The organism is Pseudomonas sp. P4_C3, from assembly GCF_056402075.1.
Window position 1 is genome coordinate 37,052 of the sequence record NZ_JBFUIC010000031.1, and the last position, 26,148, is coordinate 63,199.

Annotated in this window: 27 protein-coding genes; 15 read left to right on the plus strand and 12 right to left on the minus strand. The window is 60.1% G+C overall.

All coding sequences use genetic code 11. From position 1 onward, the window contains the following. Positions 1-21 precede the first annotated feature (21 nt). From AC1DVH_RS08515 to tldD, 3 genes are all read left to right on the plus strand, one after another. Positions 22-3,825, plus strand: coding sequence for a YhdP family protein (locus tag AC1DVH_RS08515; RefSeq protein WP_477753407.1), 3,804 nt, complete (start codon positions 22-24; stop codon positions 3,823-3,825). A gap of 162 nt (positions 3,826-3,987) precedes the next feature. Beyond that, positions 3,988-4,842, plus strand: coding sequence for a carbon-nitrogen hydrolase family protein (locus AC1DVH_RS08520; RefSeq protein ID WP_477753408.1), 855 nt, complete (start codon positions 3,988-3,990; stop codon positions 4,840-4,842). A 12-nt stretch (positions 4,843-4,854) separates the two neighbouring features. Then, a complete protein-coding gene (tldD, locus tag AC1DVH_RS08525) occupies positions 4,855-6,297 on the plus strand; it encodes a metalloprotease TldD (protein ID WP_218429285.1) in 1,443 nt (480 codons plus the stop codon). 105 nt (positions 6,298-6,402) lie between these two features. On the opposite strand, the gene yjgA is transcribed toward tldD, so the two are convergent. After that, positions 6,403-6,927, minus strand: a complete 525-nt coding sequence (gene yjgA, locus AC1DVH_RS08530; protein WP_057716427.1) for a ribosome biogenesis factor YjgA — start codon at positions 6,925-6,927, stop codon at positions 6,403-6,405. 108 nt (positions 6,928-7,035) lie between these two features. On the opposite strand from yjgA, the gene pmbA reads away from it, so the two are divergent. Further along, positions 7,036-8,382 carry a metalloprotease PmbA gene (gene pmbA / locus AC1DVH_RS08535; protein WP_477753409.1) on the plus strand — a complete coding sequence of 449 codons (1,347 nt, stop codon included), beginning with the start codon at positions 7,036-7,038 and terminating at the stop codon, positions 8,380-8,382. A gap of 153 nt (positions 8,383-8,535) precedes the next feature. On the opposite strand, the gene AC1DVH_RS08540 is transcribed toward pmbA, so the two are convergent. The 10 genes from AC1DVH_RS08540 to AC1DVH_RS08585 all read right to left on the minus strand — a co-directional run bounded on the left by AC1DVH_RS08540 (position 8,536) and on the right by AC1DVH_RS08585 (position 15,651). Next, the gene (locus tag AC1DVH_RS08540) at positions 8,536-8,811 is read right to left on the minus strand and encodes an HPr family phosphocarrier protein (protein ID WP_008046141.1); all 276 of its coding nucleotides are present in this window, start codon (positions 8,809-8,811) and stop codon (positions 8,536-8,538) included. 15 nt (positions 8,812-8,826) lie between these two features. Then, positions 8,827-9,684: an RNase adapter RapZ gene (gene rapZ, locus AC1DVH_RS08545; RefSeq protein ID WP_477753410.1), complete on the minus strand. Its 858-nt coding sequence runs from the start codon at positions 9,682-9,684 to the stop codon at positions 8,827-8,829. 2 nt (positions 9,685-9,686) lie between these two features. Further along, positions 9,687-10,151, minus strand: coding sequence for a PTS IIA-like nitrogen regulatory protein PtsN (gene ptsN, locus AC1DVH_RS08550; RefSeq protein ID WP_150718657.1), 465 nt, complete (start codon positions 10,149-10,151; stop codon positions 9,687-9,689). Positions 10,152-10,163: 12 nt separating this feature from the next. Continuing rightward, positions 10,164-10,472 (minus strand): ribosome hibernation-promoting factor, HPF/YfiA family, encoded by a 309-nt coding sequence (gene hpf / locus AC1DVH_RS08555; RefSeq protein ID WP_007941242.1) that lies wholly within the window; start codon positions 10,470-10,472, stop codon positions 10,164-10,166. Positions 10,473-10,546: 74 nt separating this feature from the next. Continuing rightward, positions 10,547-12,040, minus strand: coding sequence for an RNA polymerase factor sigma-54 (locus AC1DVH_RS08560; RefSeq protein ID WP_477753411.1), 1,494 nt, complete (start codon positions 12,038-12,040; stop codon positions 10,547-10,549). Positions 12,041-12,312: 272 nt separating this feature from the next. After that, positions 12,313-13,038 (minus strand): LPS export ABC transporter ATP-binding protein, encoded by a 726-nt coding sequence (gene lptB / locus AC1DVH_RS08565; RefSeq protein WP_477753412.1) that lies wholly within the window; start codon positions 13,036-13,038, stop codon positions 12,313-12,315. Then, positions 13,038-13,586, minus strand: coding sequence for a lipopolysaccharide transport periplasmic protein LptA (lptA, locus tag AC1DVH_RS08570; RefSeq protein WP_477753413.1), 549 nt, complete (start codon positions 13,584-13,586; stop codon positions 13,038-13,040). Before lptA ends, lptB begins: the two co-directional genes overlap by 1 nt. Next, complete coding sequence (gene lptC / locus AC1DVH_RS08575) at positions 13,573-14,145, minus strand: LPS export ABC transporter periplasmic protein LptC (RefSeq protein WP_477753414.1); 573 nt, start codon at positions 14,143-14,145, stop codon at positions 13,573-13,575. The genes lptA and lptC overlap by 14 nt, the downstream gene beginning before the upstream one ends. A gap of 7 nt (positions 14,146-14,152) precedes the next feature. Next, on the minus strand, positions 14,153-14,677 hold the full coding sequence (locus AC1DVH_RS08580) for a KdsC family phosphatase (protein WP_008018712.1): 525 nt from the start codon (positions 14,675-14,677) through the stop codon (positions 14,153-14,155). Then, positions 14,677-15,651, minus strand: a complete 975-nt coding sequence (locus tag AC1DVH_RS08585; protein ID WP_477753415.1) for a KpsF/GutQ family sugar-phosphate isomerase — start codon at positions 15,649-15,651, stop codon at positions 14,677-14,679. Before AC1DVH_RS08585 ends, AC1DVH_RS08580 begins: the two co-directional genes overlap by 1 nt. A gap of 276 nt (positions 15,652-15,927) precedes the next feature. On the opposite strand from AC1DVH_RS08585, the gene AC1DVH_RS08590 reads away from it, so the two are divergent. The 10 genes from AC1DVH_RS08590 to hisC all read left to right on the plus strand — a co-directional run bounded on the left by AC1DVH_RS08590 (position 15,928) and on the right by hisC (position 23,878). Further along, entirely contained in the window at positions 15,928-16,737 is an 810-nt protein-coding gene (locus AC1DVH_RS08590; protein ID WP_477753416.1) for an ATP-binding cassette domain-containing protein, read from the plus strand. Beyond that, positions 16,737-17,534 (plus strand): lipid asymmetry maintenance ABC transporter permease subunit MlaE, encoded by a 798-nt coding sequence (gene mlaE, locus AC1DVH_RS08595; protein WP_223546373.1) that lies wholly within the window; start codon positions 16,737-16,739, stop codon positions 17,532-17,534. Before AC1DVH_RS08590 ends, mlaE begins: the two co-directional genes overlap by 1 nt. Beyond that, the gene (gene mlaD, locus AC1DVH_RS08600; protein ID WP_056728368.1) at positions 17,534-18,001 is read left to right on the plus strand and encodes an outer membrane lipid asymmetry maintenance protein MlaD; all 468 of its coding nucleotides are present in this window, start codon (positions 17,534-17,536) and stop codon (positions 17,999-18,001) included. Before mlaE ends, mlaD begins: the two co-directional genes overlap by 1 nt. A gap of 11 nt (positions 18,002-18,012) precedes the next feature. After that, positions 18,013-18,666, plus strand: a complete 654-nt coding sequence (locus AC1DVH_RS08605; RefSeq protein WP_477753417.1) for an MlaC/ttg2D family ABC transporter substrate-binding protein — start codon at positions 18,013-18,015, stop codon at positions 18,664-18,666. Continuing rightward, a complete protein-coding gene (locus tag AC1DVH_RS08610; RefSeq protein ID WP_477753418.1) occupies positions 18,663-18,968 on the plus strand; it encodes an STAS domain-containing protein in 306 nt (101 codons plus the stop codon). Before AC1DVH_RS08605 ends, AC1DVH_RS08610 begins: the two co-directional genes overlap by 4 nt. Positions 18,969-19,082: 114 nt before the next feature. Then, positions 19,083-19,322: a BolA family protein gene (locus AC1DVH_RS08615; protein WP_105340088.1), complete on the plus strand. Its 240-nt coding sequence runs from the start codon at positions 19,083-19,085 to the stop codon at positions 19,320-19,322. Between the two features lie 22 nt (positions 19,323-19,344). Further along, the gene (murA, locus tag AC1DVH_RS08620; protein ID WP_223455589.1) at positions 19,345-20,610 is read left to right on the plus strand and encodes a UDP-N-acetylglucosamine 1-carboxyvinyltransferase; all 1,266 of its coding nucleotides are present in this window, start codon (positions 19,345-19,347) and stop codon (positions 20,608-20,610) included. 125 nt (positions 20,611-20,735) lie between these two features. Further along, positions 20,736-21,371: an ATP phosphoribosyltransferase gene (hisG, locus tag AC1DVH_RS08625; protein ID WP_477753419.1), complete on the plus strand. Its 636-nt coding sequence runs from the start codon at positions 20,736-20,738 to the stop codon at positions 21,369-21,371. A 126-nt stretch (positions 21,372-21,497) separates the two neighbouring features. Beyond that, positions 21,498-22,823: a histidinol dehydrogenase gene (gene hisD / locus AC1DVH_RS08630; protein ID WP_477753420.1), complete on the plus strand. Its 1,326-nt coding sequence runs from the start codon at positions 21,498-21,500 to the stop codon at positions 22,821-22,823. Between the two features lie 2 nt (positions 22,824-22,825). After that, positions 22,826-23,878, plus strand: a complete 1,053-nt coding sequence (gene hisC / locus AC1DVH_RS08635; RefSeq protein WP_477753421.1) for a histidinol-phosphate transaminase — start codon at positions 22,826-22,828, stop codon at positions 23,876-23,878. A 137-nt stretch (positions 23,879-24,015) separates the two neighbouring features. Here hisC and algW read toward each other — a convergent pair whose 3' ends face one another. Then, on the minus strand, positions 24,016-25,176 hold the full coding sequence (gene algW, locus AC1DVH_RS08640; protein WP_477753422.1) for a Do family serine endopeptidase AlgW: 1,161 nt from the start codon (positions 25,174-25,176) through the stop codon (positions 24,016-24,018). 103 nt (positions 25,177-25,279) lie between these two features. Between algW and AC1DVH_RS08645 the strand changes: the two genes are divergently transcribed. Further along, on the plus strand, positions 25,280-26,038 hold the full coding sequence (locus AC1DVH_RS08645) for a Nif3-like dinuclear metal center hexameric protein (RefSeq protein WP_477753423.1): 759 nt from the start codon (positions 25,280-25,282) through the stop codon (positions 26,036-26,038). Positions 26,039-26,148: the final 110 nt, after the last annotated feature.

Here is a 26,148-nt window from a genome sequence, read left to right on the forward strand (position 1 = left end):
TTGCCATGGGGGCCACCTGACATGGACCGTCTGACACGCATTTTGGCCGCACTGACCCGCTGGGGTCTGGGCCTGTGCGCGTTGGTTTTGGTGTTGATGGCGCTCTACGTCAGCCTGGGCCGGGAGCTGACGCCGTTAGTCGCCGAGTACCGTGCCGACATCGAAACCAAAGCCAGCGATGCCTTGGGCATGCCGTTGCAGATCGGCGAGCTCGAAGGCAACTGGAGTGGATTCGCCCCCATACTGATGGCGCACGACGTGACGGTCGGCGAGGGCGCCAATGCCTTGCACCTGGATCAGGTGCGCGCGGTGCCGGACCTTTGGGCCAGCCTGCTGGCACGTCAGGTACGCATCGCTCATCTGGAGCTCAGCGGCCTGAAGATCAGCGTCAAGGAGGGTAACGACGGTCAATGGGCGCTGGAAGGTTTGCCGGTACAGCAGGACCAGCCAACCGATCCGGAACAGCTGCTCAATCGCATGCAGATGATCCAGCAACTGTCGGTGCTCGACAGCCAGGTGACCTTGCAGCCGTTTGCGCAGTCGCCGCTGACCCTGACTTATGTCGGCCTGAATCTGAAAACCGGGGCGTCGCGGCAGCGACTCGACGCCCGCCTGACCCTGCCCGACGGCCAGCCCGTGGCCATGAGTCTGCGCACCCGCATTCGAGCCAGTCAATGGAGGGACGCTGAAGCCGAGGTTTACCTGAGCCTGCCGCAAAGCGACTGGTCGAAGTGGTTGCCCGAGCGAGTGACCCAAGAGTGGAGTTTCTCTGAGATCAAAGCCGGCGGCGAGCTTTGGCTGACCTGGGGCAAAGRTGCCCTGCAAAGTGCTGCGGTCCGTTTGAATGCACCACAACTCAAGGGTGCCTACGCCGAGCGCAAGCAGATCCAGATCAACAATCTGGCCCTGAACGGCTACTTCCAGCGCAGTGCCGAAGGCGCGTCAGTGACTTTCGATTCCCTGGCGATGAACCTTGGCGAGACCCGCTGGGAAACGCATTTGCAACTCAAGCAAAACGCGGCCACTGATAAAACCGAAGAGCTCTGGCGCCTGCAAGCCGACCGGGTCGATCTCACTCCGCTGACCCCGCTGCTCAACGCGCTGGCGCCGTTGCCAGAAGGTCTTGCCACGGTCGTCGAGCGGCTCAAAGTCACGGGCAGCCTGCGTAACGTGCTGGTCGACTTGCGCCCCAATGCCACAGACGACAGCAAGTTCGGCTTTGCCGCCAACCTCGACCAGGTAGGCTTCGATGCCTATCACGGTGCGCCGGCGGCGCGAAATGTCAGCGGCAGCATCAGTGGTGACCTGGGGCGCGGCGAATTGCGTATGGACAGCAAGGATTTCATGCTGCATCTGGACCCGATTTTCGCCAAGCCATGGCAGTACCTTCAGGCCAATGCGCGGCTGACCTGGAAACTCGATAAAGAAGGTTTCACCCTGATCGCGCCGTACCTGAAGGTGCTGGGCGAGGAAGGCAAGATCGCCGGCGACTTCCTGATTCGCCTGCACTTCGATCACACCCAGGAAGACTACATGGACCTGCGGGTCGGCATGGTGGATGGTGACGGTCGCTACACCGCCAAGTACTTGCCGGCAGTCCTCAGCCCGGCGCTGGATGAATGGCTGCGCACGGCGATTCTCAAGGGCGCGGTGGACCAAGGCTTCTTCCAGTATCAAGGGTCGCTCAGCCATGGTGCCGCGGACGTCGATCGCAGCATCAGCCTGTTCTTCAAGGTTCACGATGCCGAACTGGCCTTCCAGCCGGGCTGGCCCCATGTCAGCAAGGTCAGCGGCGATGTGTTTGTCGAAGACAGCGGCGTGCGGATTCTGGCCAGCAAGGGCCAGTTGCTCGACACGCAGGTCAGCGATATCTACGTCAACATTCCCCATGTGCCTGCCGGGCAGAACGTTCATTTGTTCCTCGATGGCGGGTTTACCGGCGGTTTGGGCGATGGCCTGAAAATCCTCCAGGACGCGCCGATCGGTACCGGGGCAACCTTTGCCGGGTGGGAAGGCGAGGGTGATCTGCAAGGCAACTTGAAGCTGGATATTCCGCTGGCGAAAGGCGAGGAGCCGAAGATCCTCGTCGATTTCAAGACCGCCAAGGCACGCTTGAAACTGGCTGAACCTGTGCTGGAGCTGACCCAACTCAAAGGTGATTTCCGTTTCGACAGTGCCAAGGGCCTGAGTGGGCAGAACATCAGCGCACGGGCGTTCGACAAGCCGGTCACCGCACAGATTTTTGCCGACGGCAGTCCGGGTAAGCTTAATACCCGGGTGACCGCGTCGGGCCAGGTCGAGGTCAGGAAACTGACCGACTGGCTGAAGGTGACCCAGCCTCTGCCGGTGAGTGGCGTGATCCCTTATCAACTGCAACTGACCCTGAATGGCGCCGACAGCCAATTGCTGGTCAATTCCAATCTCAAGGGCGTGGCCGTCGATTTGCCTGCGCCGTTCGGCATGGCTGCCGATGCCGGGCGCGACACGACGTTCCGTATGACCTTGCAGGGTGACGAACGGCGCTATTGGGTCAACTACGCGGACCTGGCGAGTTTCACGTTTGCCGCCCCGGCCAGCAATTTCGCCGACGGTCGCGGGGAATTGTTCCTCGGTGGCGGCGAGGCCGTGTTGCCTGGCACCAAAGGCCTGCGGATAAAGGGTGTGTTGTCGGAGCTGGACGTTGGCCCGTGGAAGGATCTGGTGGATAAATACGCCGGACAGGACCCCGGCGGCAGCGCGAAGCAATTGCTCAGCGGCGCGGATTTCAAGGTAGACAAGCTTAGCGGTATCGGCACCACGCTCGACCAGGCCTCGATTCAGCTGGCGCGCAAGCCTTCCGCCTGGGCGCTGCAACTCGACAGCCAGCAGATCAAGGGTAGCGCGAGCCTTCCTGATTCGAAGGCCACGCCGATCATGATCAATCTGCAAACCGTGCGCCTGCCCGCACCGGACCCGGCCGTGCTGGCCGATGAAAACTCGCCGGATCCGCTGGCGTCGGTGGACCCGACGATAATCCCTGCGATGGACATCACCATCAATCAGTTATTCCAGGGCCAGGATCTGGTGGGGGGCTGGTCGCTGAAGATTCGTCCTACGCCCAAGGGCATCGTGTTCAACTCGCTGGACCTGGGCCTCAAGGGCATGCTGTTGGTGGGCAGCGGTGGCTGGGAAGGCGCGCCTGGCGCCAGCAACAGCTGGTACAAGGGACGCATCAGCGGCAAGAACCTCGCCGATGTACTCAAGGGCTGGGGGTTTGCGCCAAGCGTCACCAGCCGGGACTTTTATATGGATGTCGATGGCCGCTGGCCCGGATCGCCGGCCTGGGTGGCGACCAAACGATTCTCCGGCTCGCTCGATGCGACGCTCAATCAGGGCCAGTTCGTCGAGGTCGAAGGCAGTGCTCAGGCGCTGCGGGTATTTGGTTTGCTCAACTTCAACTCCATCGGCCGGCGCCTGCGCCTGGACTTCTCCGACCTGTTCGGCAAAGGTCTGAGTTATGACCGGGTCAAGGGGCTGCTGGTTGGGACCAATGGGGTGTATGTCACCCGTGAGCCGATCCGGCTGACGGGCCCTTCGAGCACCATCGAACTCGACGGCACCCTGAACATGGTGGCCGATCAGATCGATGCGAAACTGATGGTGACCTTGCCGGTGACCAATAACCTGCCGATTGCCGCACTGATCGTCGGTGCACCCGCAGTCGGCGGGGCACTGTTCCTGATCGACAAGCTGATCGGCGACCGGGTCTCCCGTTTCGCCAGTGTGAAGTACATGGTCCAAGGGCCGTGGAAAGAACCGAAAATCACCTTCGACAAGGCTTTTTGAAAAGCCATCCTTCGGACCTATGGAGTAGCATGGCCGTAACTCCCCTGTAGGAGCTGCCGCAGGCTGCGATCTTTTGATTTTGTTTTTCAGAAGCAAAATMAAAAGATCGCAGCCTGCGGCGGCTCCTACGGTTATGCGTTGATTTCAATCAAGGAAAGGGCCATGTCTGTAGCGGTGATTCAAATGGTCAGCCAGAGCGATGTGCTGGCTAATCTGGCCCAGGCCCGTCGACTGCTCGAGCAAGCGGCCGCCGGTGGCGCGAAGCTCGCGGTATTGCCGGAAAACTTCGCCGCCATGGGCCGGCGCGACGTTGCCGACATCGGGCGCGCCGAAGCCTTGGGCGAAGGCCCGATCCTGCCCTGGTTGAAACAGACCGCACGCGACCTCAAGTTATGGATTGTGGCCGGCACGTTGCCGTTGCCGCCGGTGGATCAGCCGACGGCGAAAGCCCATGCCTGTTCGTTGCTGGTCGATGACCAGGGCGATACGGTGGCGCGCTACGACAAGCTGCACCTGTTCGATGTGGACGTGGCGGACAATCGTGGCCGTTATCGTGAATCCGATGACTATGCTTATGGCAACGGAGTGGTTGTGGCGGACACACCGGTCGGCCGGGTTGGCCTGACGGTCTGCTATGACCTGCGCTTTCCCGAGCTGTACAGCGAATTGCGCGCGGCCGGCGCGGAACTGATTACCGCCCCTTCGGCCTTCACCGCGGTGACCGGCGCGGCGCATTGGGATGTGCTGATACGTGCGCGAGCCATCGAGACGCAATGTTATGTGCTCGCCGCGGCCCAGGGCGGGACGCATCCGGGGCCGCGGGAAACCTTTGGCCATGCCGCCATCATCGACCCATGGGGCCGGGTACTGGCGCAACAGGATCAAGGCGAGGCCGTGCTGCTGGCCGAACGCGACAGCAATGAACAGGCGTCCATCCGGGCGCGGATGCCGGTGTCCAGTCACCGGCGATTTTTCTCGCAGGGCGCCCAGCGACCTGCATCAGAACGACGAATTTAAGGCGTAAAGCATATGAGCGAGTTGTTGTCCTCAGTCAGTGAACACCTGCTGGCGCCCGGTGGCGTCACGATCGAGAGCCTGCAAGGCGTGCTCGGCGACTTGGCCGGGCCAGGCATCGATGCCGCCGACCTGTATTTCCAGGGGCAGATCTCCGAGTCCTGGGCGCTGGAAGACGGCATCGTCAAGGAAGGCAGCTTCAACCTTGACCAGGGTGTCGGCGTGCGCGCGCAATCGGGTGAAAAAACCGGTTTTGCCTACAGCAATGCCATTACTCTTGAAGCCCTGGGCGCGGCGGCGCGTGCCGCCCGTTCGATTTCCCGGGCCGGGCAGCACGGCACCGTACAGGCATTCACCAGCCAGGACGTCGCGCAGTTGTATGCGCCGGACAATCCCCTGGAAGTGCTGACCCGTGCCGAGAAAGTCGATTTGCTCAAGCGAGTCGACGCCGCGACCCGCGCCCTCGACCCACGCATCCAGCAAGTCACCGTGAGCATGGCCGGTGTCTGGGAGCGGATTCTGGTGGCTTCCACCGATGGCGGTCTGGCGGCGGATGTGCGGCCGTTGGTGCGCTTCAACGTCAGCGTGATCGTCGAGCAGAACGGTCGCCGCGAGCGCGGCGGTCATGGCGGTGGCGGGCGGACCGATTACCGTTATTTTCTTGGCGAAGACCGCGCCATGGGCTATGCCCGTGAAGCGTTGCGTCAGGCACTGGTCAACCTTGAAGCCATCCCGGCACCGGCCGGTACCTTGCCGGTGGTGCTCGGTTCCGGCTGGTCGGGTGTGCTGCTGCATGAAGCCGTCGGTCATGGCCTGGAAGGCGACTTCAACCGCAAGGGCAGCTCGGCTTATAGCGGGCGCATGGGCGAGATGGTCGCATCGAAGCTGTGCACCATTGTCGATGACGGCACCCTGGCCGGTCGCCGCGGCTCGTTGAGCGTCGACGACGAAGGCACGCCGACCGAGTGCACCACGCTGATCGAAAACGGCGTACTCAAAGGCTACATGCAGGACAAGCTCAACGCGCGCCTGATGGGCGTGGCGCGTACCGGTAACGGCCGTCGCGAATCCTACGCGCACCTGCCGATGCCGCGCATGACCAACACCTACATGCTCGCCGGCGAAAGCGACCCGGCGGAAATCATCGCCTCGGTGAAGCGCGGCATCTACTGCGCCAACCTGGGTGGTGGTCAGGTGGACATCACCAGCGGCAAGTTCGTGTTCTCCACCAGCGAGGCGTACCTGATCGAGGACGGCAAGATCACCGCTCCGGTCAAGGGCGCGACCCTGATCGGCAACGGGCCGGAAGCCATGAGCAAGGTGTCGATGGTCGGTAATGACCTGTCGCTGGACAGCGGTGTGGGCACGTGTGGCAAGGATGGGCAATCGGTGCCGGTGGGTGTCGGCCAGCCAACGCTGAAGATTGATGCGATCACCGTGGGTGGCACGGGCGCATAAGGATAGGGACATCTCCTGTAGGAGCTGCCGAAGGCTGCGATCTTTGCCTTTTTTAATGATCAAAAGATCGCAGCCTTCGGCAGCTCCTACAAGAGCTTCGGAGAATTAACGCAGACCGCGTTGAGTCTCGTCCAGCTCACGGATGTACTTGAAGATTTTACGGCTGGAAGCAGGAGGCTTGTTTTGCGCAACCTCATGCTGGGCCTGACGGATCAGGGAACGCAATTGCTGGCGGTCCGCGTCCGGGTAGTCGACGACGAATTTCTCCAGAACGGCATCGTCGCCGGCGATCAGACGATCGCGCCAGCGCTCCAGGTTATGGAAGCGTTCGTTGTATTGACGGGTGGAGGCATCGAGTTGATCGAGCAGAACCAGAATGGCGGTAGTGTCCTGATCGCGCATCAGTTTGCCGATGAACTGAAGGTGCCGTTTACGCGCGATGTTCGCGGTGTGCTTGGGCGCATCGGCCAGAGCCCGACGCATTCCGTCGGTCAAGGGCAGTTTTGCCAGCAAGTCAGGCTTGAGTGTTGTAAGGCGCTCGCCAAGGTCAACCAGAGCATGCAGCTCGCGTTTAACCTGGGATTTGCTTTTTTCTCCCGTATCGAGGGAGTCGTCGTAAGAATCAACCATGGTGGCCGTCCGCAAAGAAACGCCGCCATGATAACCAGTCGGGGGCCGCTTGTCCGGCCCGGTCGCTCGATGACCGTTACCGAAAGCAGAATTTGAGTGGAGAACAGCATGAGTGCAGTTGAAAGCGTCGGCCCACAAGCGTTGCCGGCACTGCAGGAACAAGTCGAGCAGATCATCGCTGAAGCCAGGCGCCTGGGCGCCAGCGCCTGTGAAGTGGCGGTGTCATTGGAGCAGGGCTTGTCGACCACGGTGCGTCAGCGTGAAGTCGAAACGGTAGAATTCAACCGCGATCAGGGTTTTGGCATCACCTTGTACGTCGGTCAGCGCAAAGGCTCGGCCAGCACATCGGCCAGTGGTCCGGAAGCGATTCGCGAAACCGTCGCCGCGGCACTGGCCATCGCCAAACACACTTCGGAAGACGAAGCCTCGGGCCTGGCGGATGCCGCGCTGATGGCGCGGGATATTCAGGATTTCGACCTGTTCCACCAATGGGACATCACTCCGGAACAAGCCATCGAACAGGCCTTGGCCTGTGAAGCCGCGGCGTTTGCTGCCGACAGCCGGATCAAGAACGCTGACGGCRCCACTCTCAGTACCCATCAGGGTTGCCGCGTTTATGGCAACAGCCACGGGTTTATCGGTGGTTACGCATCGACTCGTCACAGCTTGAGCTGCGTGATGATCGCCGAAGCGGACGGCCAGATGCAGCGCGATTACTGGTACGACGTGAACCGCCAGGGCAATCTGCTGGCCGATCCGGTCAGCATCGGCCAGCGTGCCGCGCAACGGGCGGCGAGTCGTCTGGGAGCGCGTCCGGTGCCGACTTGTGAGGTGCCGGTGCTGTTTTCCGCAGAGTTGGCCGGGGGCCTGTTTGGCAGTTTCCTGTCGGCGATTTCCGGCGGCAGCCTGTATCGCAAGTCTTCGTTCCTTGAGGGCACTCTCGGCCAGAAGCTGTTTCCGGAGTGGCTGACCATCGACGAACGTCCGCACTTGATGCGAGCCTTGGGCAGCGCGGCGTTCGATGGCGATGGCCTGGCAACCTACGCCAAACCGTTCGTCGAAAAAGGCGAGTTGGTGTCGTACATCCTCGGTACCTACTCCGGCCGCAAGCTCGGCATGCCAAGTACGGCCAACGCCGGCGGCGTGCACAACCTGTTCGTCACCCATGGTGATGAAGACCAGGCGGCCTTGCTGCGGCGCATGGGACGCGGACTGTTGGTCACCGAGTTGATGGGCCAGGGGCTGAACATGGTCACCGGCGATTATTCCCGGGGCGCGGCGGGTTACTGGGTCGAGAACGGCGAAATCCAGTTCGCGGTCCAGGAAGTGACCATCGCCGGCAACATGCGCGATATGTTCAAACAGATCGTTGCCGTGGGTAACGACCTGGAACTGCGCAGCAACATTCGCACTGGTTCGGTGTTGATCGAGCGGATGACGGTGGCGGGTAGCTAAGCTCAGACCGTTGCATAAAAAAGGCGCGCCACCCMATGGGTGGCGCGCCTTTCTTTTTGTGGATCAAAAGATCGTCCGAACGCGGCCCGAGCCTTCAGCAGCTCCTACACGAGCCCAATGTAGGAGCTGCCGAAGGCTGCGATCTTTTGATGTTTATTCGCCTTCGTCGAAGTAGTTATTGATCAAGGCTACCAGCGCGTCCATCGCTTCCTTTTCCTGCTCGCCTTCCGTGCTCAGATGGATTTTGGTGCCCTTACCGGCAGCGAGCATCATCATGGCCATGATGCTTTTGCCATCTACTGTGGATTCAGGTGTGCGTCCTACCCTGATCGTGCAGTCCTTGAACTGGCCGGCGACCCCGACGAATTTTGCAGAAGCACGGGCATGCAGGCCCAGCTTGTTGATGATTTCGATTTCCAGAGCAGGCATCGCGATGTGAATCCTTTAGCTGAGGTCGCGGTGGCGAACCTGGACGTTCTTCAGGGATTTTTGCAGCGCCTGCCCCAGACGCTCGGTCAGGTAGACGGAGCGGTGATGTCCGCCAGTGCAGCCAATGGCAATGGTGACATAGGCGCGGTTGCTGGCGGCAAAACGAGGCAGCCACTTTAGCAGGTATGTGGAAATGTCCTGGAACATCTCTTCGACATCCGGCTGTGCCGCCAGGTATTCGGCAACCGGTTGATCGAGCCCGGACTGCTCGCGCAATTCCGGTTTCCAGTAAGGGTTGGGCAGGCAACGCACATCGAACACCAGGTCGGCGTCCACCGGCATGCCACGCTTGAACCCGAAGGATTCCACCAGGAACGCAGTGCCCGGCTCGGGCTGATTCAACAGACGCAGTTTGATGGCGTCGCGCAGCTGGTACAGGTTCAGGCTGGTGGTGTTGATCTTGAGATCGGCGAGGTCGGCAATCGGCCCGAGCAGGTCGCTCTCGACGCTGATGGCTTCGGCCAGCGAGCGGTTGGCGTTGGTCAGGGGGTGACGTCGGCGGGTTTCCGAGAAGCGCTTGAGCAAGGTTTCTTCGTCGGCATCCAGGTACAGCACATCGCACTGGATGTGGCGGTTGCGGACTTCTTCGAGCAGATCGGGGAAGCGTGACAGGTGGCTGGGCAGGTTGCGCGCATCAATGGAAACGGCGACCAGCGGCTGTAGCAGCTCGGTATGAATCAAGGCTCGTTCGGCCAGTTCCGGCAGCAGACCGGCAGGCAGGTTGTCGATGCAGTAGTAGCCGTTGTCCTCAAGAACGTCGAGGGCGGTACTTTTACCTGAGCCGGAACGGCCACTGACGATGATCAAGCGCATGATTACTGACCGTTTTGCTCGTCCAGGACAACCTGATACAGGGCTTCGTTGCTTGCAGCATTACGCAGTTTTTCGCGAACTTCCTTGCGGTCGAGCATGCTGGCGATTTGTCGCAGCAGCTCAAGGTGCGCATCGGTGGCGGCTTCCGGGACCAGCAATACGAACAGCAAGTCAACCGGCGCGCCGTCGATGGCGTCGAAGTCGATAGGGGCGTCCAGGTGCATCAATGCACTGATGGGTGAAACACAGCCCTTGAGACGGCAGTGTGGAATAGCGATGCCGTTGCCAAAACCGGTGGAGCCGAGTTTTTCACGGGCAATCAGTGCCTCGAAGACATCTTGCATCTCCAGGGCCGGCACTTCGCGGGCGATCAGATTGGCAATTTGCTCGAGGGCTTTCTTTTTACTGCCGCCCGGCACGTTCACCAGGGAACGGCCGGGGGTCAGGATACTTTCAAGTCGGATCATGGGTTGGGAGTGTTAACGACCGGTTGCACCCTGGAGGAGGCTCTGGGTCTTTTCCTTATGCTTTTTGAGTTGTTTATCCAGCTTGTCGGTGAGTGCGTCGATCGCGGCGTACATATCGGTATGTTCCGCGTTGGCGACCACTTCATTCCCGGGAATATGCAGCGTGGCTTCGATTTTCTGCTTCAGTTTTTCGACGGTCATCGTGACCTGCACATTAGTGATCTTGTCGAAATGTCGCTCCAATCGTTCGAGTTTTTCGCCGATGTAGGTGCGAAGAGGTTCGGTCACTTCCAGTTGGTGTCCACTGATGTTGACTTGCATACAGCTTCTCCTTCGTTGCCAGTGCATAAAGCGGCAGGYAGAAATGCCTGCCACTGGAACGCTGTGGCGTGGCTCTACATCAACCGCTTGCGTTCGCTCGAAGGCGCGATCCCGAGGGATTCGCGGTACTTGGCGACGGTGCGGCGAGCCACCTGAATGCCTTGTGCCTCCAGTAAACCAGCGATCTTGCTGTCACTCAATGGCTTTTTCTGATTTTCCGCGGCAACCAGTTTTTTGATGATCGCGCGGATCGCCGTGGACGAGCATTCGCCGCCTTCGGAGGTGCTGACGTGACTGGAGAAAAAGTACTTCAGTTCATAAATGCCCCGGGGGGTGTGCATGAACTTCTGGGTGGTCACCCGTGAAATCGTCGACTCATGCATGCCGACCGCTTCGGCGATGTCATGCAGGACCAGCGGCTTCATGGCTTCGTCGCCATATTCGAGGAAACCACGCTGATGCTCGACGATCTGGGTGGCAACCTTCATAAGGGTTTCATTGCGGCTTTGCAGGCTCTTGATGAACCAGCGGGCCTCCTGCAACTGATTGCGCATGAACGTGTTGTCGGCGCTGGTGTCGGCGCGGCGCACGAAACCAGCGTACTGGGCGTTGACCCGCAGCCGTGGCACCGACTCCTGATTCAGCTCCACCAGCCAGCGCTCGTTGTCCTTGCGCACGATAACGTCAGGAACGACATACTCGGCTTCGGTGGACTCGATCTGCGAACCCGGGCGCGGGTTGAGGCTCTGGACCAGCTCGATGACCTGGCGTAGTTCATCTTCCTTGAGCTTCATGCGGCGCATCAGTTGGCTATAGTCGCGGCTGCCAAGCAAGTCGATGTAATCGGTGACCAGGCGCTTGGCCTCAGCCAGCCAAGGGGTCTTGGCGGGTAGCTGGCGCAATTGCAGCAGCAGGCATTCGCCCAGGTTGCGGGCGCCGATGCCGGCGGGCTCGAATTGCTGGATGCGATGCAGGACCGCTTCGATTTCGTCCAGTTCGATGTCCAGTTCCGGATCGAAGGCGTCGAGGATTTCCTCGAGGGTTTCGTCCAGGTAGCCCTGATTGTTGATGCAGTCGATCAGGGTCACGGCGATCAGGCGATCGGTGTCGGACATCGGGGCCAGGTTCAGTTGCCACAGCAAGTGGCTTTGCAAGCTTTCGCCGGCCGAGGTACGGGTGGTGAAGTCCCACTCGTCGTCGTCATTGCTGGGCAGGCTGCTGGCGCTGGTCTGGTAAACGTCTTCCCACGCGGTGTCGACGGGGAGTTCGTTGGGGATGCGCTCGTTCCAGTCACCCTCATCGAGGTTATCAACCGTCGGGGCGGTTTCCTGGTAGGAGGGTTCCTGGATGTCGGTGTTGGGCTTCTGTTCGGCGTTGTCGGCCAAGGGGTCGGTGTTATCGAAGTCGTCGCCTTCTTCCTGGCGTTCGAGCATCGGATTGGACTCCAGGGCCTCCTGGATTTCCTGTTGCAGGTCCAGGGTCGACAATTGGAGCAGGCGGATAGCCTGTTGCAGCTGCGGTGTCATCGTCAGCTGCTGGCCCATTCTCAAGACTAGCGATGGTTTCATGGCAGGGGCTTAACACCTTATTCGCCGGCGCACACGCGCCATCCACTACAGGGCGCCGGGGCGCCAAACATAAGCAAATTATATGCCTGAAACTGTAGAGTTTGCCTAGAGCGCTGTAACAATAAAAAGCTGCAATGTTTTGTTGACAGGTTGCTCCGGCCGGCTCTTGAACATCTTTGAGGCGTCGTGTTTGCCTAGAGCGCTGTAACAATAAAAAAGAGTTGTTTTTTATCGAGACAAGCGCTCGTCGACCAGTCTCGCATCTCGGTGTCTTACAGGCGGAATTCGTGGCCCAGGTACACTTCCTTCACCAGGTCGTTGGCCAGGATGGTTTCAGCGTCGCCTTCGGCGATCAGTTGGCCGTCGTTGACGATGTAGGCGGTTTCGCAGATATCCAGGGTTTCACGAACGTTGTGGTCGGTGATCAGCACGCCAATGCCTTTGGCCTTGAGGTGGTGAATGATCTGCTTGATGTCCCCGACCGAAATCGGGTCCACGCCGGCGAAGGGTTCGTCGAGGAGGATGAATTTCGGGTTGGTGGCCAGGGCTCGGGCGATTTCCACGCGACGGCGCTCACCACCAGACAGGCTCATGCCGAGGTTGTCGCGGATGTGGCTGATGTGGAATTCCTGCAGCAGGCTTTCCAGTTCCTTGCGCCGACCGGCCTTGTCGAGTTCCTTGCGGGTCTCGAGGATGGCCATGATGTTGTCGGCCACCGACAGTTTGCGGAAGATCGATGCTTCTTGCGGCAGGTAGCCGATACCAGCCTTTGCGCGGCCGTGCATCGGCTGGTGGCTGATGTCCAGGTCATCGATCAGGACGCGGCCCTGGTCGGCCTGCACCAGACCGACGATCATGTAGAAGCAGGTGGTCTTGCCGGCACCGTTCGGGCCAAGCAGGCCGACGATCTGACCGCTGTCGATGGACAGGCTGACGTCGCGCACGACCTGGCGGCTCTTGTAGCTCTTGGCCAGATGCTGAGCTTTCAGAGTTGCCATTACTGGGCCTTTTTCTCGTCGGTTTTCTTCTTCGGCTGGATCACCATGTCGATACGCGGACGCGACTCGGTCACCTTGCTGCCGGTGGCGCGACCGGCGCTGGCCAGCTTCTTCTCGGTGTCGTAGACGATTTTCTCACCTTGGGTGGTGTTGTTGTCCTTGTCGATGACTTTGGCCTTGTCGATCAGCACAACGCGATTTTGCGTTGCGTGGTACTGGATGGTCACACCCCAGCCCTGGACGGGTTTGGTGTCGCCCGCCGTTTGCAGTTGCTCGAAGTAGGCCAGGTTGCCCACCGAGGTAACCACGTCGATGTCGCCATTCGGGGTGCGGGTCATGGTCACCTTGTTGCCGGTAACCTTCATCGTACCTTGGGTAATGATCACGTCACCGGTATAGATGGCAATACCTTGCTTGTCGTCCAGTTGGGCATCGTCGGCCTGAATGCGGATAGGCTGCTGTTGATCTTCCGGCAGAGCCCAGGCGCTCACGCTTCCCAGTGCTGCGCCCAGACTGAGCAAAATCGGGAGGGTTTTAACGAGCCTCATACTGTCCTCTTACGTTCGATAGCAGGTGTATCCTGCTTTCTTTCAAATACGCCTTCATTCCCTTGCCAGTCGATACACCGCCAGCGCCGTCGATTCTAACGTCTTGCTCTGTCTGCGCATATTGCTGCTGCGGGAACACGGTCATGCGGGTGCTGGTGATCAGGGTTTTACGGTTTTTCTCGTCGAAGCGCGTGATACGCACGTCATCGATCAGTTCGACCTGTGTGCCATCAGGGTTGACCTCGCCGTGCAGGCTCTGGACGTGCCACGGAAATTCAGTGCCGCGGAACACATTCAGGTCGGGGTTGGTCAGCAATGTCACCTCGGTCGCTTTCAGGTGCTCGACCTTGTCGGACACCAGATCATATTGCAGCTTGCCGTCCGGCAGGTACTGCACGCTGTGGGCGTTGATGGCGTAATAGTCGATCGCGCTTTCATCGACCGGCGTTACCGGCTTGTCGAGGAAGCGTTCCGGGCTGATGTTCCAGTAGCCAGCCGCGGCGAATATCGCCGCGATGCAACTGTACATCAGGGTGTTGCGAAACTTTTTGCTCAGCATAGTGGGCTCACAGGTACGCCGCATTGGCCGCATCGAGGCGGTCCTGGGCGCGCAGGATCAGTTCGCAGAATTCGCGAGCGGCACCTTCACCACCACGGGCGAGGGTGATGCCGTGAGCGTGTTCACGCACGAAGCTGGCGGCATTGGCCACCGCCATGCCCAGGCCGACGCGGCGAATCACCGGCAGGTCCGGCAAGTCATCGCCGAGGTAGGCCACCTGTTCATAGCTCAGGTTGAGTTGGGCCAGCAGTTCGTCGAGTACCACCAGTTTATCCTCACGACCCTGATAGAGATGCGGGATGCCGAGGTTTTTGGCTCGTCGCTCGACCACCGGAGTCTTGCGGCCACTGATGATGGCGGTCTGCACACCGGCGGCCATCAGCATCTTGATGCCCTGGCCGTCGAGTGTGTTGAACGTCTTGAATTCGCTGCCGTCTTCGAGGAAGTACAGGCGCCCGTCGGTCAGCACGCCATCGACATCGAACACCGCCAGTTTGATCTGTTTGCCGCGTTGCAACAGGTCCGCACTCATTACATTACTCCTGCACGAAGCAAGTCGTGCATGTTCAAGGCGCCGACCGGGCGGTCTTCACGGTCGACCACGACAAGCGCGTTGATTTTATGATCTTCCATGATTTTCAGCGCTTCGGCGGCGAGCATTTCGGCGCGGGCAGTCTTGCCGTGTGCAGTCATGACCTGGTCGATGGTAGCGCTATGGATGTCGATGCTACGGTCCAGCGTGCGACGCAAGTCACCGTCGGTAAAGATCCCGGCCAGCTTTCCATCGGCTTCCAGGACCACGGTCATGCCCAGGCCTTTGCGGGTCATTTCCATTAGTGCGTCCTTCAGCAGGGTGCCGCGCTGTACTTGCGGCAACTCTTGCCCGGCGTGCATGACATTTTCCACTTTCAGCAGCAGGCGTCGGCCCAGGGCACCACCGGGATGGGAAAAGGCGAAGTCTTCGGCGGTAAAGCCACGGGCTTCCAGCAGCGCGACTGCCAGGGCGTCGCCCATGACCAGGGCGGCGGTGGTCGACGAGGTTGGTGCCAGGTTCAGCGGGCAGGCTTCATGCTCGACGTGAACATTCAGGTTGACCTCGGCGGCCTTGGCCAGCGCGGAGTCAGGATTGCCGGTCATGCTGATCAATTGAATGCCCAGGCGCTTGATCAGCGGCAGCAGGGTCACGATTTCATTGGTGGAGCCGGAATTCGAGAGCGCCAGAATGATGTCGTCGCGGGTAATCATGCCCATGTCGCCGTGGCTGGCTTCAGCCGGGTGCACAAAAAATGCCGTGGTGCCGGTGCTGGCCAGGGTCGCGGCAATCTTGTTGCCGATGTGCCCCGACTTGCCCATGCCGACCACGACCACGCGGCCCTTGCTGGCCAGAATCATCTCGCAAGCGCGTACGAAATCAGCATCGATATGGGGCAGCAGGCCTTGCACGGCTTCTACCTCGAGGCGGATGGTGCGTTGTGCTGATTGAATCAGGTCGCTGGATTGGCTCATGTCAGAAATCGTATAGCCTGATGAAAAGTCGGCGATTATAACGGTAATGATCGAATCCCTCACGCAAGTTCGTCGCGCATTGTCATTACCTGTTGCGGGAAACCTTCTAAATGGCGCTTTCAACCCGTCATGCAGTTGAACTTGCCCCGGCTTTGGCCTTGGGCGCGCAGCCTTTGCAGTGATATAGTTCGCCGCCAGTTCGGCCTGCCCGGGAGGTATGTGCTTTCGTCAGGAAGCCAGGCGTCCGAGTGAGAGGCTGCATCGCAAGGAGTTTAGATGAGTGCCGATAACGCCTACGCGGTCGAGCTGAAGGGACTGTCCTTCAAGCGCGGTGCGCGCAGCATTTTCAATAATGTCGATATCCGTATCCCGCGCGGCAAGGTCACCGGCATCATGGGGCCTTCCGGGTGTGGCAAGACCACGCTTTTGCGTCTGATGGGTGCCCAGTTGCGGCCTACCAGGGGCGAAGTCTGGGTCAACGGTCAGAATCTGCCAAAACTGTCGCGCAGCGACCTGTTCGATGCGCGCAAGCATATGGGCGTGCTGTTTCAGAGCGGCGCACTGTTCACCGACCTCGATGTCTTCGAGAACGTCGCCTTTCCGTTGCGGGTCCATACGCAACTGCCGGATGAAATGATCCGCGACATCGTCCTGCTCAAGCTGCAGGCTGTGGGCTTGCGCGGTGCCATCGACCTGATGCCCGACGAGCTTTCCGGCGGCATGAAACGCCGTGTTGCGCTGGCCCGGGCGATTGCGCTCGACCCGCAGATCCTCATGTACGACGAGCCCTTTGTCGGCCAGGACCCCATCGCAATGGGCGTTCTGGTGCGCCTGATTCGTTTGCTCAACGATGCGCTGGGCATCACCAGCATCGTGGTGTCCCATGACCTGGCCGAGACCGCGAGCATTGCCGATTACATTTATGTGGTGGGCGATGGTCAGGTGCTGGGGGAGGGGACGCCGGACGAGTTGATGAACTCGGATGAACMGCGCATTCGTCAGTTCATGACCGGCGAACCCGACGGCCCGGTCCCGTACCACTTTCCAGCGACGGATTACCGCGCAGATCTTCTGGGGAAGCGCTGATGCGCAGAATTTCATTGATAGAACGCGTTCGCCGCTTCGGCCAGGCCGGCATCGATGCGCTGGCGGTGTTCGGGCGTTCGAGCTTGTTCCTGTTCCATGCCTTGCTCGGCCGGGGCGGTATCGGTGGCGCCTTCGGGCTGCTGGTCAAGCAGCTGCATTCGGTGGGCGTGATGTCCCTGGTGATCATTGTGGTCTCCGGGGTGTTCATCGGCATGGTGCTGGCGCTGCAGGGCTTCAACATTCTTTCCAGCTATGGTTCGGAGCAGGCTGTCGGGCAGATGGTTGCCCTGACGCTGCTGCGTGAACTGGGGCCGGTGGTGACTGCCTTGCTGTTCGCCGGGCGCGCAGGTTCGGCGTTGACCGCCGAAATCGGCAACATGAAGTCCACCGAGCAGTTGTCCAGCCTGGAAATGATCGGGGTTGACCCGCTCAAGTACATCATCGCGCCACGCTTGTGGGCCGGTTTCATTTCCCTGCCGGTGCTGGCGATGATTTTCAGCGTGGTGGGTATCTGGGGCGGCTCGTGGGTAGCTGTCGACTGGCTGGGAGTCTATGAAGGTTCCTACTGGTCGAACATGCAGAACAGCGTGACGTTCACCGACGATGTGCTCAACGGGATCATCAAAAGTATCGTCTTTGCCTTTGTCGTGACCTGGATCGCCGTATTCCAAGGCTATGACTGCGAACCCACTTCCGAGGGGATCAGTCGTGCCACTACCAAGACCGTTGTATATGCCTCGTTGGCAGTACTCGGCCTGGACTTTATTCTGACCGCCTTGATGTTTGGAGATTTCTGATGCAAAACCGCACCCTGGAAATCGGTGTCGGCCTTTTCTTGCTGGCTGGCATCCTGGCTTTGCTCTTGTTGGCGTTGCGGGTCAGTGGCCTGTCCCCGAGTCCGAGCACCGATACGTATAAACTTTACGCCTACTTCGACAATATCGCCGGTTTGACGGTCAGAGCTAAAGTGACCATGGCCGGTGTGACTATCGGCAAGGTCACGGCCATCGATCTGGATCGCGACAGTTTTACTGGTCGGGTGACCATGCAGTTGGAAAAACGCATCGATAATCTTCCGGCGGACTCTACTGCATCTATCCTGACCGCTGGCCTGTTGGGCGAAAAGTACATCGGTATCAGCGTGGGCGGGGAAGATACCCTGCTCAAGGATGGCGGAACCATCCATGACACGCAGTCATCGCTGGTGCTCGAAGACCTGATCGGTAAATTCCTGCTCAATACCGTTAGCAAAGAAGCTAAATGAGGAACTGTTAAATGATCTCTACCTTGCGACGTGGCCTGTTGGTAATACTCGCGGTGTTTCCGTTGGTGTCCCACGCCGTGGCGGCGCCTTCCGCGCACGATCTGGTACAGGACACCACTAATCGGATGCTGGCCGATCTGGCGGCCAACAAAGAAAAGTACAAGCAGGATCCGCAAGACTTTTATGCGGCGCTGAACACCATCGTCGGGCCGGTCGTGGATGCCGAGGGCATTTCCAAGAGCATCATGACGGTCAAATACTCGAAGAAAGCATCCCCGGCGCAGATGAAGACCTTCGAAGAAAACTTCAAGAAGGGTCTGTTCCAGTTCTATGGCAATGCCTTGCTGGAGTACAACAACCAGGGCATCACCGTTGATCCGGCCAAAGACGAGTCGGGCGACCGTACCACCGTTGGCATGACCGTCAAGGGCAGCAGCGGTGCGATCTATCCAGTGTCCTACACGCTGGAAAAGATCAACGGCGAGTGGAAACTGCGTAACGTGATCATCAATGGCATCAACATCGGCAAGCTGTTCCGCGATCAGTTCGCCGATGCGATGCAACGCAATGGCAACGACCTGGACAAGACCATCAATGGTTGGGCCGGGGAAGTCGCCAAGGCCAAGGAAGCCACCGACAAGAAGCCAGGGCAGTCAGCCCAATGAGTGAGTCGGCAGTCCAGATGGACGAAGCGGGCGAGCTGCGACTCAGCGGTGTGCTGGATTACCGCACCGGCCCTGGCCTGCGCGAGCAGGGCAAGGCGCTGATCAAGGCCAGCAAGGCTGCGGCGCTGGTGGTCGATTGCTCGGCGGTGACCAAGTCCAGCAGTGTCGGTTTGTCGTTGCTGCTGTGCTTTATCCGCGATGCGCAGGCGGCCGGCAAGGCCCTGAGTATCCGCGGAATGCCGGATGACATGCGTGAAATTGCTCAGGTCAGCGAGCTGACCGAGCTGTTGGCGCACCCCTGACACGCATCTATAAAGAAGCCCCCCGTCCGAGTCCTGTTTGGCGGGGTTCGCAGGCGCGGGGCTTTTTTGTATGATGTCCGACCCGCGCGCACAGGGCGCCGAATGAGGTTGAGCATGCAGGCCGTAGAAGTGAAGAGCTTCCTTGAAGGAAAGCTGCCCGGAACTCAGATAGAAGTTGAGGGCGAAGGCTGCAATTTCCAGCTGAACGTGATTAGCGATGAACTGGCGGCATTGAGCCCGGTGAAGCGTCAGCAGAGCATCTATGCCCATTTGAACCCATGGATCGCTGATGGCAGCATCCACGCGGTGACTATGAAATTTTTCAGCAGCGCGGCCTGGGCCGAGCGCACCTGAGCCCAAGGGCGTCGAGATTCTTATGGATAAATTGATTATTACCGGTGGCGTTCGTCTTGATGGCGAAATCCGCATCTCCGGGGCAAAGAACTCTGCCCTGCCGATCCTGGCGGCCACTTTGCTGTGCGATGGCCCGGTGACCGTGGCCAACCTGCCGCACCTGCACGACATCACCACCATGATCGAGCTGTTCGGCCGCATGGGCATCGAGCCTGTGATCGACGAAAAACTCTCCGTCGAAATCGACCCGCGCACCATCAAGACCCTGGTCGCACCGTACGAACTGGTTAAAACCATGCGTGCGTCGATCCTGGTGCTGGGCCCGATGGTTGCCCGTTTCGGTGAAGCCGAAGTCGCCTTGCCTGGCGGTTGCGCCATCGGTTCGCGTCCGGTTGACCTGCACATCCGTGGCCTGGAAGCCATGGGTGCAGTCATCGACGTTGAAGGCGGCTACATCAAGGCCAAGGCGCCTGAAGGCGGCCTGCGCGGTGCGCACTTCTTCTTCGATACCGTCAGTGTGACCGGTACCGAAAACATCATGATGGCCGCAGCGCTGGCCAAAGGCCGCAGCGTCCTGGCTAACGCCGCGCGCGAGCCTGAAGTGGTCGACCTGGCGAACTTCCTGAACGCCATGGGTGCCAAGGTTTCCGGTGCCGGCACCGACACCATCACCATCGACGGCGTCGAGCGTCTGCACACCACCACTTACAAGGTGATGCCGGACCGTATCGAAACCGGTACCTACCTGGTTGCCGCTGCCGTGACCGGCGGCCGCGTGAAGGTCAAGGACACCGATCCGACCATCCTCGAAGCCGTTCTGGAAAAACTCCGTGAGTCCGGTGCCGAAATCACCTGCGGCGAAGACTGGATCGAGCTGAACATGCACGGCAAGCGGCCGAAAGCCGTCAACGTGCGGACCGCTCCGTACCCGGCGTTCCCGACCGACATGCAGGCCCAGTTCATCTCCCTCAACGCCATTGCCGAAGGCACCGGTGCTGTGATCGAGACGATCTTCGAAAACCGCTTCATGCACGTCTATGAGCTGCACCGCATGGGCGCCAAGATCCAGGTCGAGGGCAACACCGCGATCGTCACCGGCACCGAAAAACTCAAGGGCGCGCCAGTGATGGCGACCGACCTGCGTGCCTCGGCCAGCCTGGTGATTTCGGCCCTGATCGCCGACGGCGACACCCTGATCGACCGCATCTACCACATAGACCGTGGCTACGAGTGCATCGAAGAAAAACTGCAGATGCTGGGCGCCAAGATCCGTCGCGTTCCGGGCTAGTACCTGCTGCATGGGCATAAGGACGTGCCCGTTGATTTGTTGAAGTCGGGCCGTTTTCGGCTCGATGTATGTCCGGCGCCATTTGTGACCGGGCATGAGTACCTTGATAAGGACTGACGTTTCCCATGTTGACCATCGCACTGTCCAAGGGCCGCATCCTTGACGACACCCTGCCGCTTCTGGCTGAAGCGGGCATCGTGCCGACCGAGAATCCGGACAAGAGCCGCAAGCTGATCATTCCCACGACCCAGGAAGATGTACGCCTGCTGATCGTGCGTGCCACCGATGTTCCGACCTATGTCGAACATGGTGCTGCCGACCTCGGTGTCGCCGGTAAAGATGTGCTGATGGAATATGGCGGCCAGGGCTTGTACGAGCCACTGGACCTGCAAATTGCCCAGTGCAAGTTGATGACGGCCGGCAAGGTTGGCGCGGTCGAGCCCAAGGGCCGCCTGCGCATCGCCACCAAGTTCGTCAACGTTGCCRAGCGTTATTACGCTGAACAGGGTCGTCAGGTCGACATCATCAAGCTGTACGGCTCGATGGAGCTGGCACCGCTGATCGGCCTTGCCGACAAGATCATCGACGTGGTCGACACCGGTAACACGCTGCGGGCCAACGGCCTGGAGCCACAGGATTTCATTGCTGCCATCAGCTCCCGGCTGATCGTCAATAAAGCTTCGATGAAAATGCAGCACGCCCGTATCCAGGCGTTGATCGACACCCTGCGCAAGGCAGTGGAGTCTCGACACCGCGGCTGATTCACCTGCGCGACCTTGAGTCGCGCCCGTCTATCCGCCTCATAGCCAGAATTCTCAGGTGCCCAAGCGGAAACGACTGCTAAGTTAGGGCGCCTGAGTTTTTGCCATTCCTATGAGGTTCTCGCTATGACCGCACTGACTGCAATTCGCCGACTCAACGCTGCTGACCCGGATTTCGCGCATCATCTGGATCATCTGCTGAGCTGGGAAAGTGTGTCTGACGACTCGGTCAATCAGCGGGTGCTGGACATCATCAAGGCCGTGCGTGAGCGTGGCGACGCGGCACTGGTGGACTTTACCCGCCAGTTCGATGGCCTGGACGTGAAGTCCATGGCCGACCTGATCCTGCCGCGCGAGCGTCTGGAACTGGCACTTACCCGTATCTCCGTGCCGCAGCGCGAAGCGCTGGAAGTCGCCGCGGCTCGAGTGCGCAGCTACCACGAAAAACAGAAGCAGGATTCCTGGAGCTACACCGAGGCCGACGGCACGGTGCTGGGCCAGAAAGTCACGCCGCTGGACCGCGCCGGTCTGTACGTGCCGGGCGGCAAGGCGTCGTACCCGTCGTCGGTGCTGATGAACGCGATTCCGGCCAAGGTTGCAGGCGTCACCGAAGTGGTCATGGTGGTGCCAACCCCGCGCGGTGAAATCAACGAGCTGGTGCTGGCCGCTGCCTGCATCGCCGGTGTCGACCGCGTGTTCACAATCGGTGGCGCTCAAGCCGTTGCCGCATTGGCTTACGGCACCGAAAGCGTGCCGAAGGTCGACAAGGTGGTCGGCCCGGGCAACATCTATGTCGCCACCGCCAAGCGCCACGTGTTTGGCCAGGTCGGTATCGACATGATCGCCGGCCCTTCGGAAATCCTTGTGGTGTGCGACGGCCAGACCGATCCGGACTGGATCGCCATGGATCTTTTCTCCCAAGCCGAGCACGACGAAGACGCCCAGGCCATTCTGGTCAGCCCCGACGCCGAGTTCCTCGACAAGGTCGCCGCCAGCATCGCCAAGCTGATGCCGACCATGGAACGCGCCGCGATCATTGAAACCTCGATCAATGGCCGTGGTGCACTGATCAAGGTGCGCGACATGGAACAGGCCATCGAAGTCGCCAACCGCATCGCGCCGGAGCACCTCGAATTGTCCGTTGCCGATCCACAGGCCTGGCTGCCGAAAATCCGCCATGCCGGCGCGATCTTCATGGGCCGTCACACGTCCGAAGCCTTGGGTGACTACTGTGCCGGCCCGAACCACGTATTGCCGACCTCCGGCACTGCGCGTTTCTCCTCGCCGCTGGGTGTGTACGACTTCCAGAAACGCTCGTCGATCATCTTCTGCTCCGAGCAGGGCGCGTCCGAGTTGGGCAAGACCGCTTCCGTGCTGGCCCGTGGCGAGTCGCTGACCGCCCACGCGCGTAGCGCCGAATACCGCATCGTTGATGAACAAAAGGGGAACTGAACATGAGTAAATTCTGGAGCCCGTTCGTCAAGAATCTGGTGCCTTACGTCCCGGGTGAGCAGCCGAAGCTGGCAAAGCTGGTGAAGCTCAACACCAACGAAAACCCGTACGGCCCATCGCCAAAAGCCCTTGCGGCGATGCAAACCGAACTGAATGACAATCTGCGTCTGTACCCGGACCCGAACAGCGATCTGCTCAAGCAGGCCGTTGCCAGGTACTACGGCGTGCAAGGCAATCAGGTGTTCCTCGGCAACGGTTCCGATGAAGTGCTGGCGCACATCTTCCACGGTTTGCTGCAGCACGATCAGCCGCTGCTGTTCCCGGACATCAGCTACAGCTTCTATCCGGTTTACTGCGGGTTGTACGGCATCAAGTTCGACGCCGTGCCACTGGACGAGCAATTCCAGATCAACCCGGCGGACTACGCCAAGCCGAACGGCGGGATTATCTTCCCCAACCCGAACGCACCTACAGGTTGCCTGTTGGCGCTGGAGGCGGTGGAGCAGATTCTCAAGGCCAGCCCGGATTCTGTGGTCGTGGTGGACGAGGCCTACATCGACTTCGGCGGCGAGACGGCAATCACGCTGGTCGAGCGTTATCCGAACCTGCTGGTGACCCAGACCCTGTCCAAGTCCCGTTCCCTGGCCGGCCTGCGGGTGGGGCTGGCGGTCGGCCATCCGGACCTGATCGAGGCGCTGGAGCGGATCAAGAACAGCTTCAACTCCTATCCGCTGGATCGCATGGCGAATGTCGGCGCTGCCGCGGCGTTCGAGGATCGCGAGTATTTCGACAAGACCTGCCGGTTGGTGATCGAGAATCGCGAGAAGGTCGTTACGCAGCTAGAGGAGAAGGGGTTTGAAGTGCTGCCATCGGCGGCGAACTTCATTTTCGCCCGTCACCCCCGGCACGATGCGGCGGGGCTTGCGGCCAAGTTGCGTGAGCAGGGCGTGATCGTCCGGCACTTCAAGCAGGAGCGGATTGCCCAGTTCCTGCGGATCAGCATCGGCACGCCAGAGCAGAATCAGGCGCTGATCGATGGACTCGGCGACCTCTAAAAACAGGCACGACCCTGTGGGAGCGAGCTTGCTCGCGATGGCGGCCTGACAGTCAACAATGATGTTGAATGTTATGGCCTCATCGTCGGAACGCCGCCCGGAGCAAGCTCGCTCCCACAGTAGTTTTGGGTGCTGCGTTACTCTTCTTCTTTTTCCTTGACCGGAGCCGGCGGCGGACGCAGGCCGACTTCCGCTGTCAGCTTGAGTTCCTTGCCGTTGCGCATCACCTGGATCGCGACCTTGTCTGTCGGCTTGATCCGCGCCACCTGATTCATCGAGCGGCGGCCATCACCGGCCGGTTCGCCATCGATGGCAAGAATCACATCACCCAGTTGCAGGCCGGCCTTCTGTGCCGGACCGTCGCGGAAAATCCCTGCCACTACAATGCCCGGGCGTCCGGACAAGCCGAACGATTCGGCCAATTCCTGGGYCAGCGGCTGCACTTCGATACCCAGCCAGCCACGAATCACCTGGCCGTGCTCGATGATCGACTTCATCACTTCCATCGCCAGCTTTACCGGGATCGCGAAACCGATGCCCTGGGAACCGCCGGATTTGGAGAAGATCGCCGTGTTGATGCCGGTCAGGTTGCCGATGGCATCCACCAGCGCACCGCCGGAGTTGCCGGGGTTGATTGCGGCGTCGGTCTGGATGAAGTCTTCATAGTTGTTCAGGCCCAGTTGGTTGCGACCGGTGGCGCTGATGATGCCCATGGTTACGGTCTGGCCGACGCCGAACGGGTTGCCGATGGCCAGCGCGACGTCGCCGATGCGGATGTTGTCGGAACGCCCGACAGTGATCGACGGCAGGTTTTTCAGGTCGATTTTCAGCACCGCGAGATCAGTCTCCGGATCGCTGCCGATCACCCGCGCCAGGGTTTCCCGGCCGTCCTTGAGCGCCACCACGATCTGGTCGGCGCCGCTGGTCACGTGGTTGTTGGTCAGGATGTAGCCTTCCGGGCTCATGATCACGCCGGAGCCGAGGCTCGATTCCATGCGTTTCTGCTTGGGCGAGTTATCGCCGAAGAAGCGACGGAACTGCGGATCTTCGAACAACGGATGGTTGGGTTTGTTGATGACTTTGGTGGTGTACAGGTTCACCACCGACGGCGCCGCGGTGGATACCGCTTCGGCATAAGACACCGGGCCCTGCTGCATACTGGTGGTTTGCGGCGCTTGTTGCAGATTGACGTCGAGGCTTGGAAGCCCGACCCACTGCGGGTAACGCTGGATTATCAAAAGAGCGACAAGCACGCCGGCCAGCAGCGGCCAGCCGGAAAAACGCAGCGCCTTGAGCATTAAGCACTTCCTGAGAGAGTTGCAGGCGGTATGAGACCGCTCATAATGACGCGCATTATACGAGGCCGCACGCGCCTCTGAACGGGATATTTAGGAGTCTTTTATGGCCGTCGCCCTGAGCACCCTGGTCGAAGAAGCCGACCGTTACCTAAACAGCGCCAAAATCGCCGATTACTGTCCCAATGGCCTGCAGGTCGAAGGCCGTCCGCAAGTGATGCGCATTGTCAGTGGCGTCACTGCCAGCCAGGCCTTGCTCGATGCGGCAGTGGAGGCCAATGCCGACCTGGTGCTGGTGCATCATGGCTATTTCTGGAAGGGCGAGAACCCGTGCATCACCGGCATGAAGCAGCGCCGCTTGAAGACCCTGCTCAAGCACGATATCAGCCTGTTGTCCTATCACCTGCCGCTGGATCTGCACCCGGACGTCGGCAATAACGTGCAGCTCGCGCGGCAACTCGACATCACCGTCGAAGGCCCGCTGGACCCGGACAATCTGAAGATTGTCGGCCTGGTCGGCTCGCTGAATGAGCCGATGACGCCCCGGGATTTCGCCCGCCGCGTCAAGGAAGTCATGGGCCGTGAGCCGCTGTTGATCGAAGGCAGCGCGATGATCCGCCGCGTCGGCTGGTGCACCGGTGGTGGCCAGGGTTACATCGATCAGGCCATACTGGCAGGCGTCGATCTGTACCTCAGCGGCGAGGCTTCCGAGCAAACCTTCCACAGCGCCCGGGAAAACGACATCAGCTTCATCGCCGCCGGTCACCATGCCACCGAGCGCTACGGCGTTCAGGCGCTGGGGGATTATCTGGCGCGGCGCTTTGCGCTGGAACACATCTTCATCGATTGCCCGAATCCGATTTGATTTCCGACTGCAATGTGATCGCTTTTGTAGGAGCTGCCGGAGGCTGCGATCTTTTGATTTTGATTTTTAAGATCAAAAGATCGCAGCCTCCGGCAGCTCCTACAAAAGCG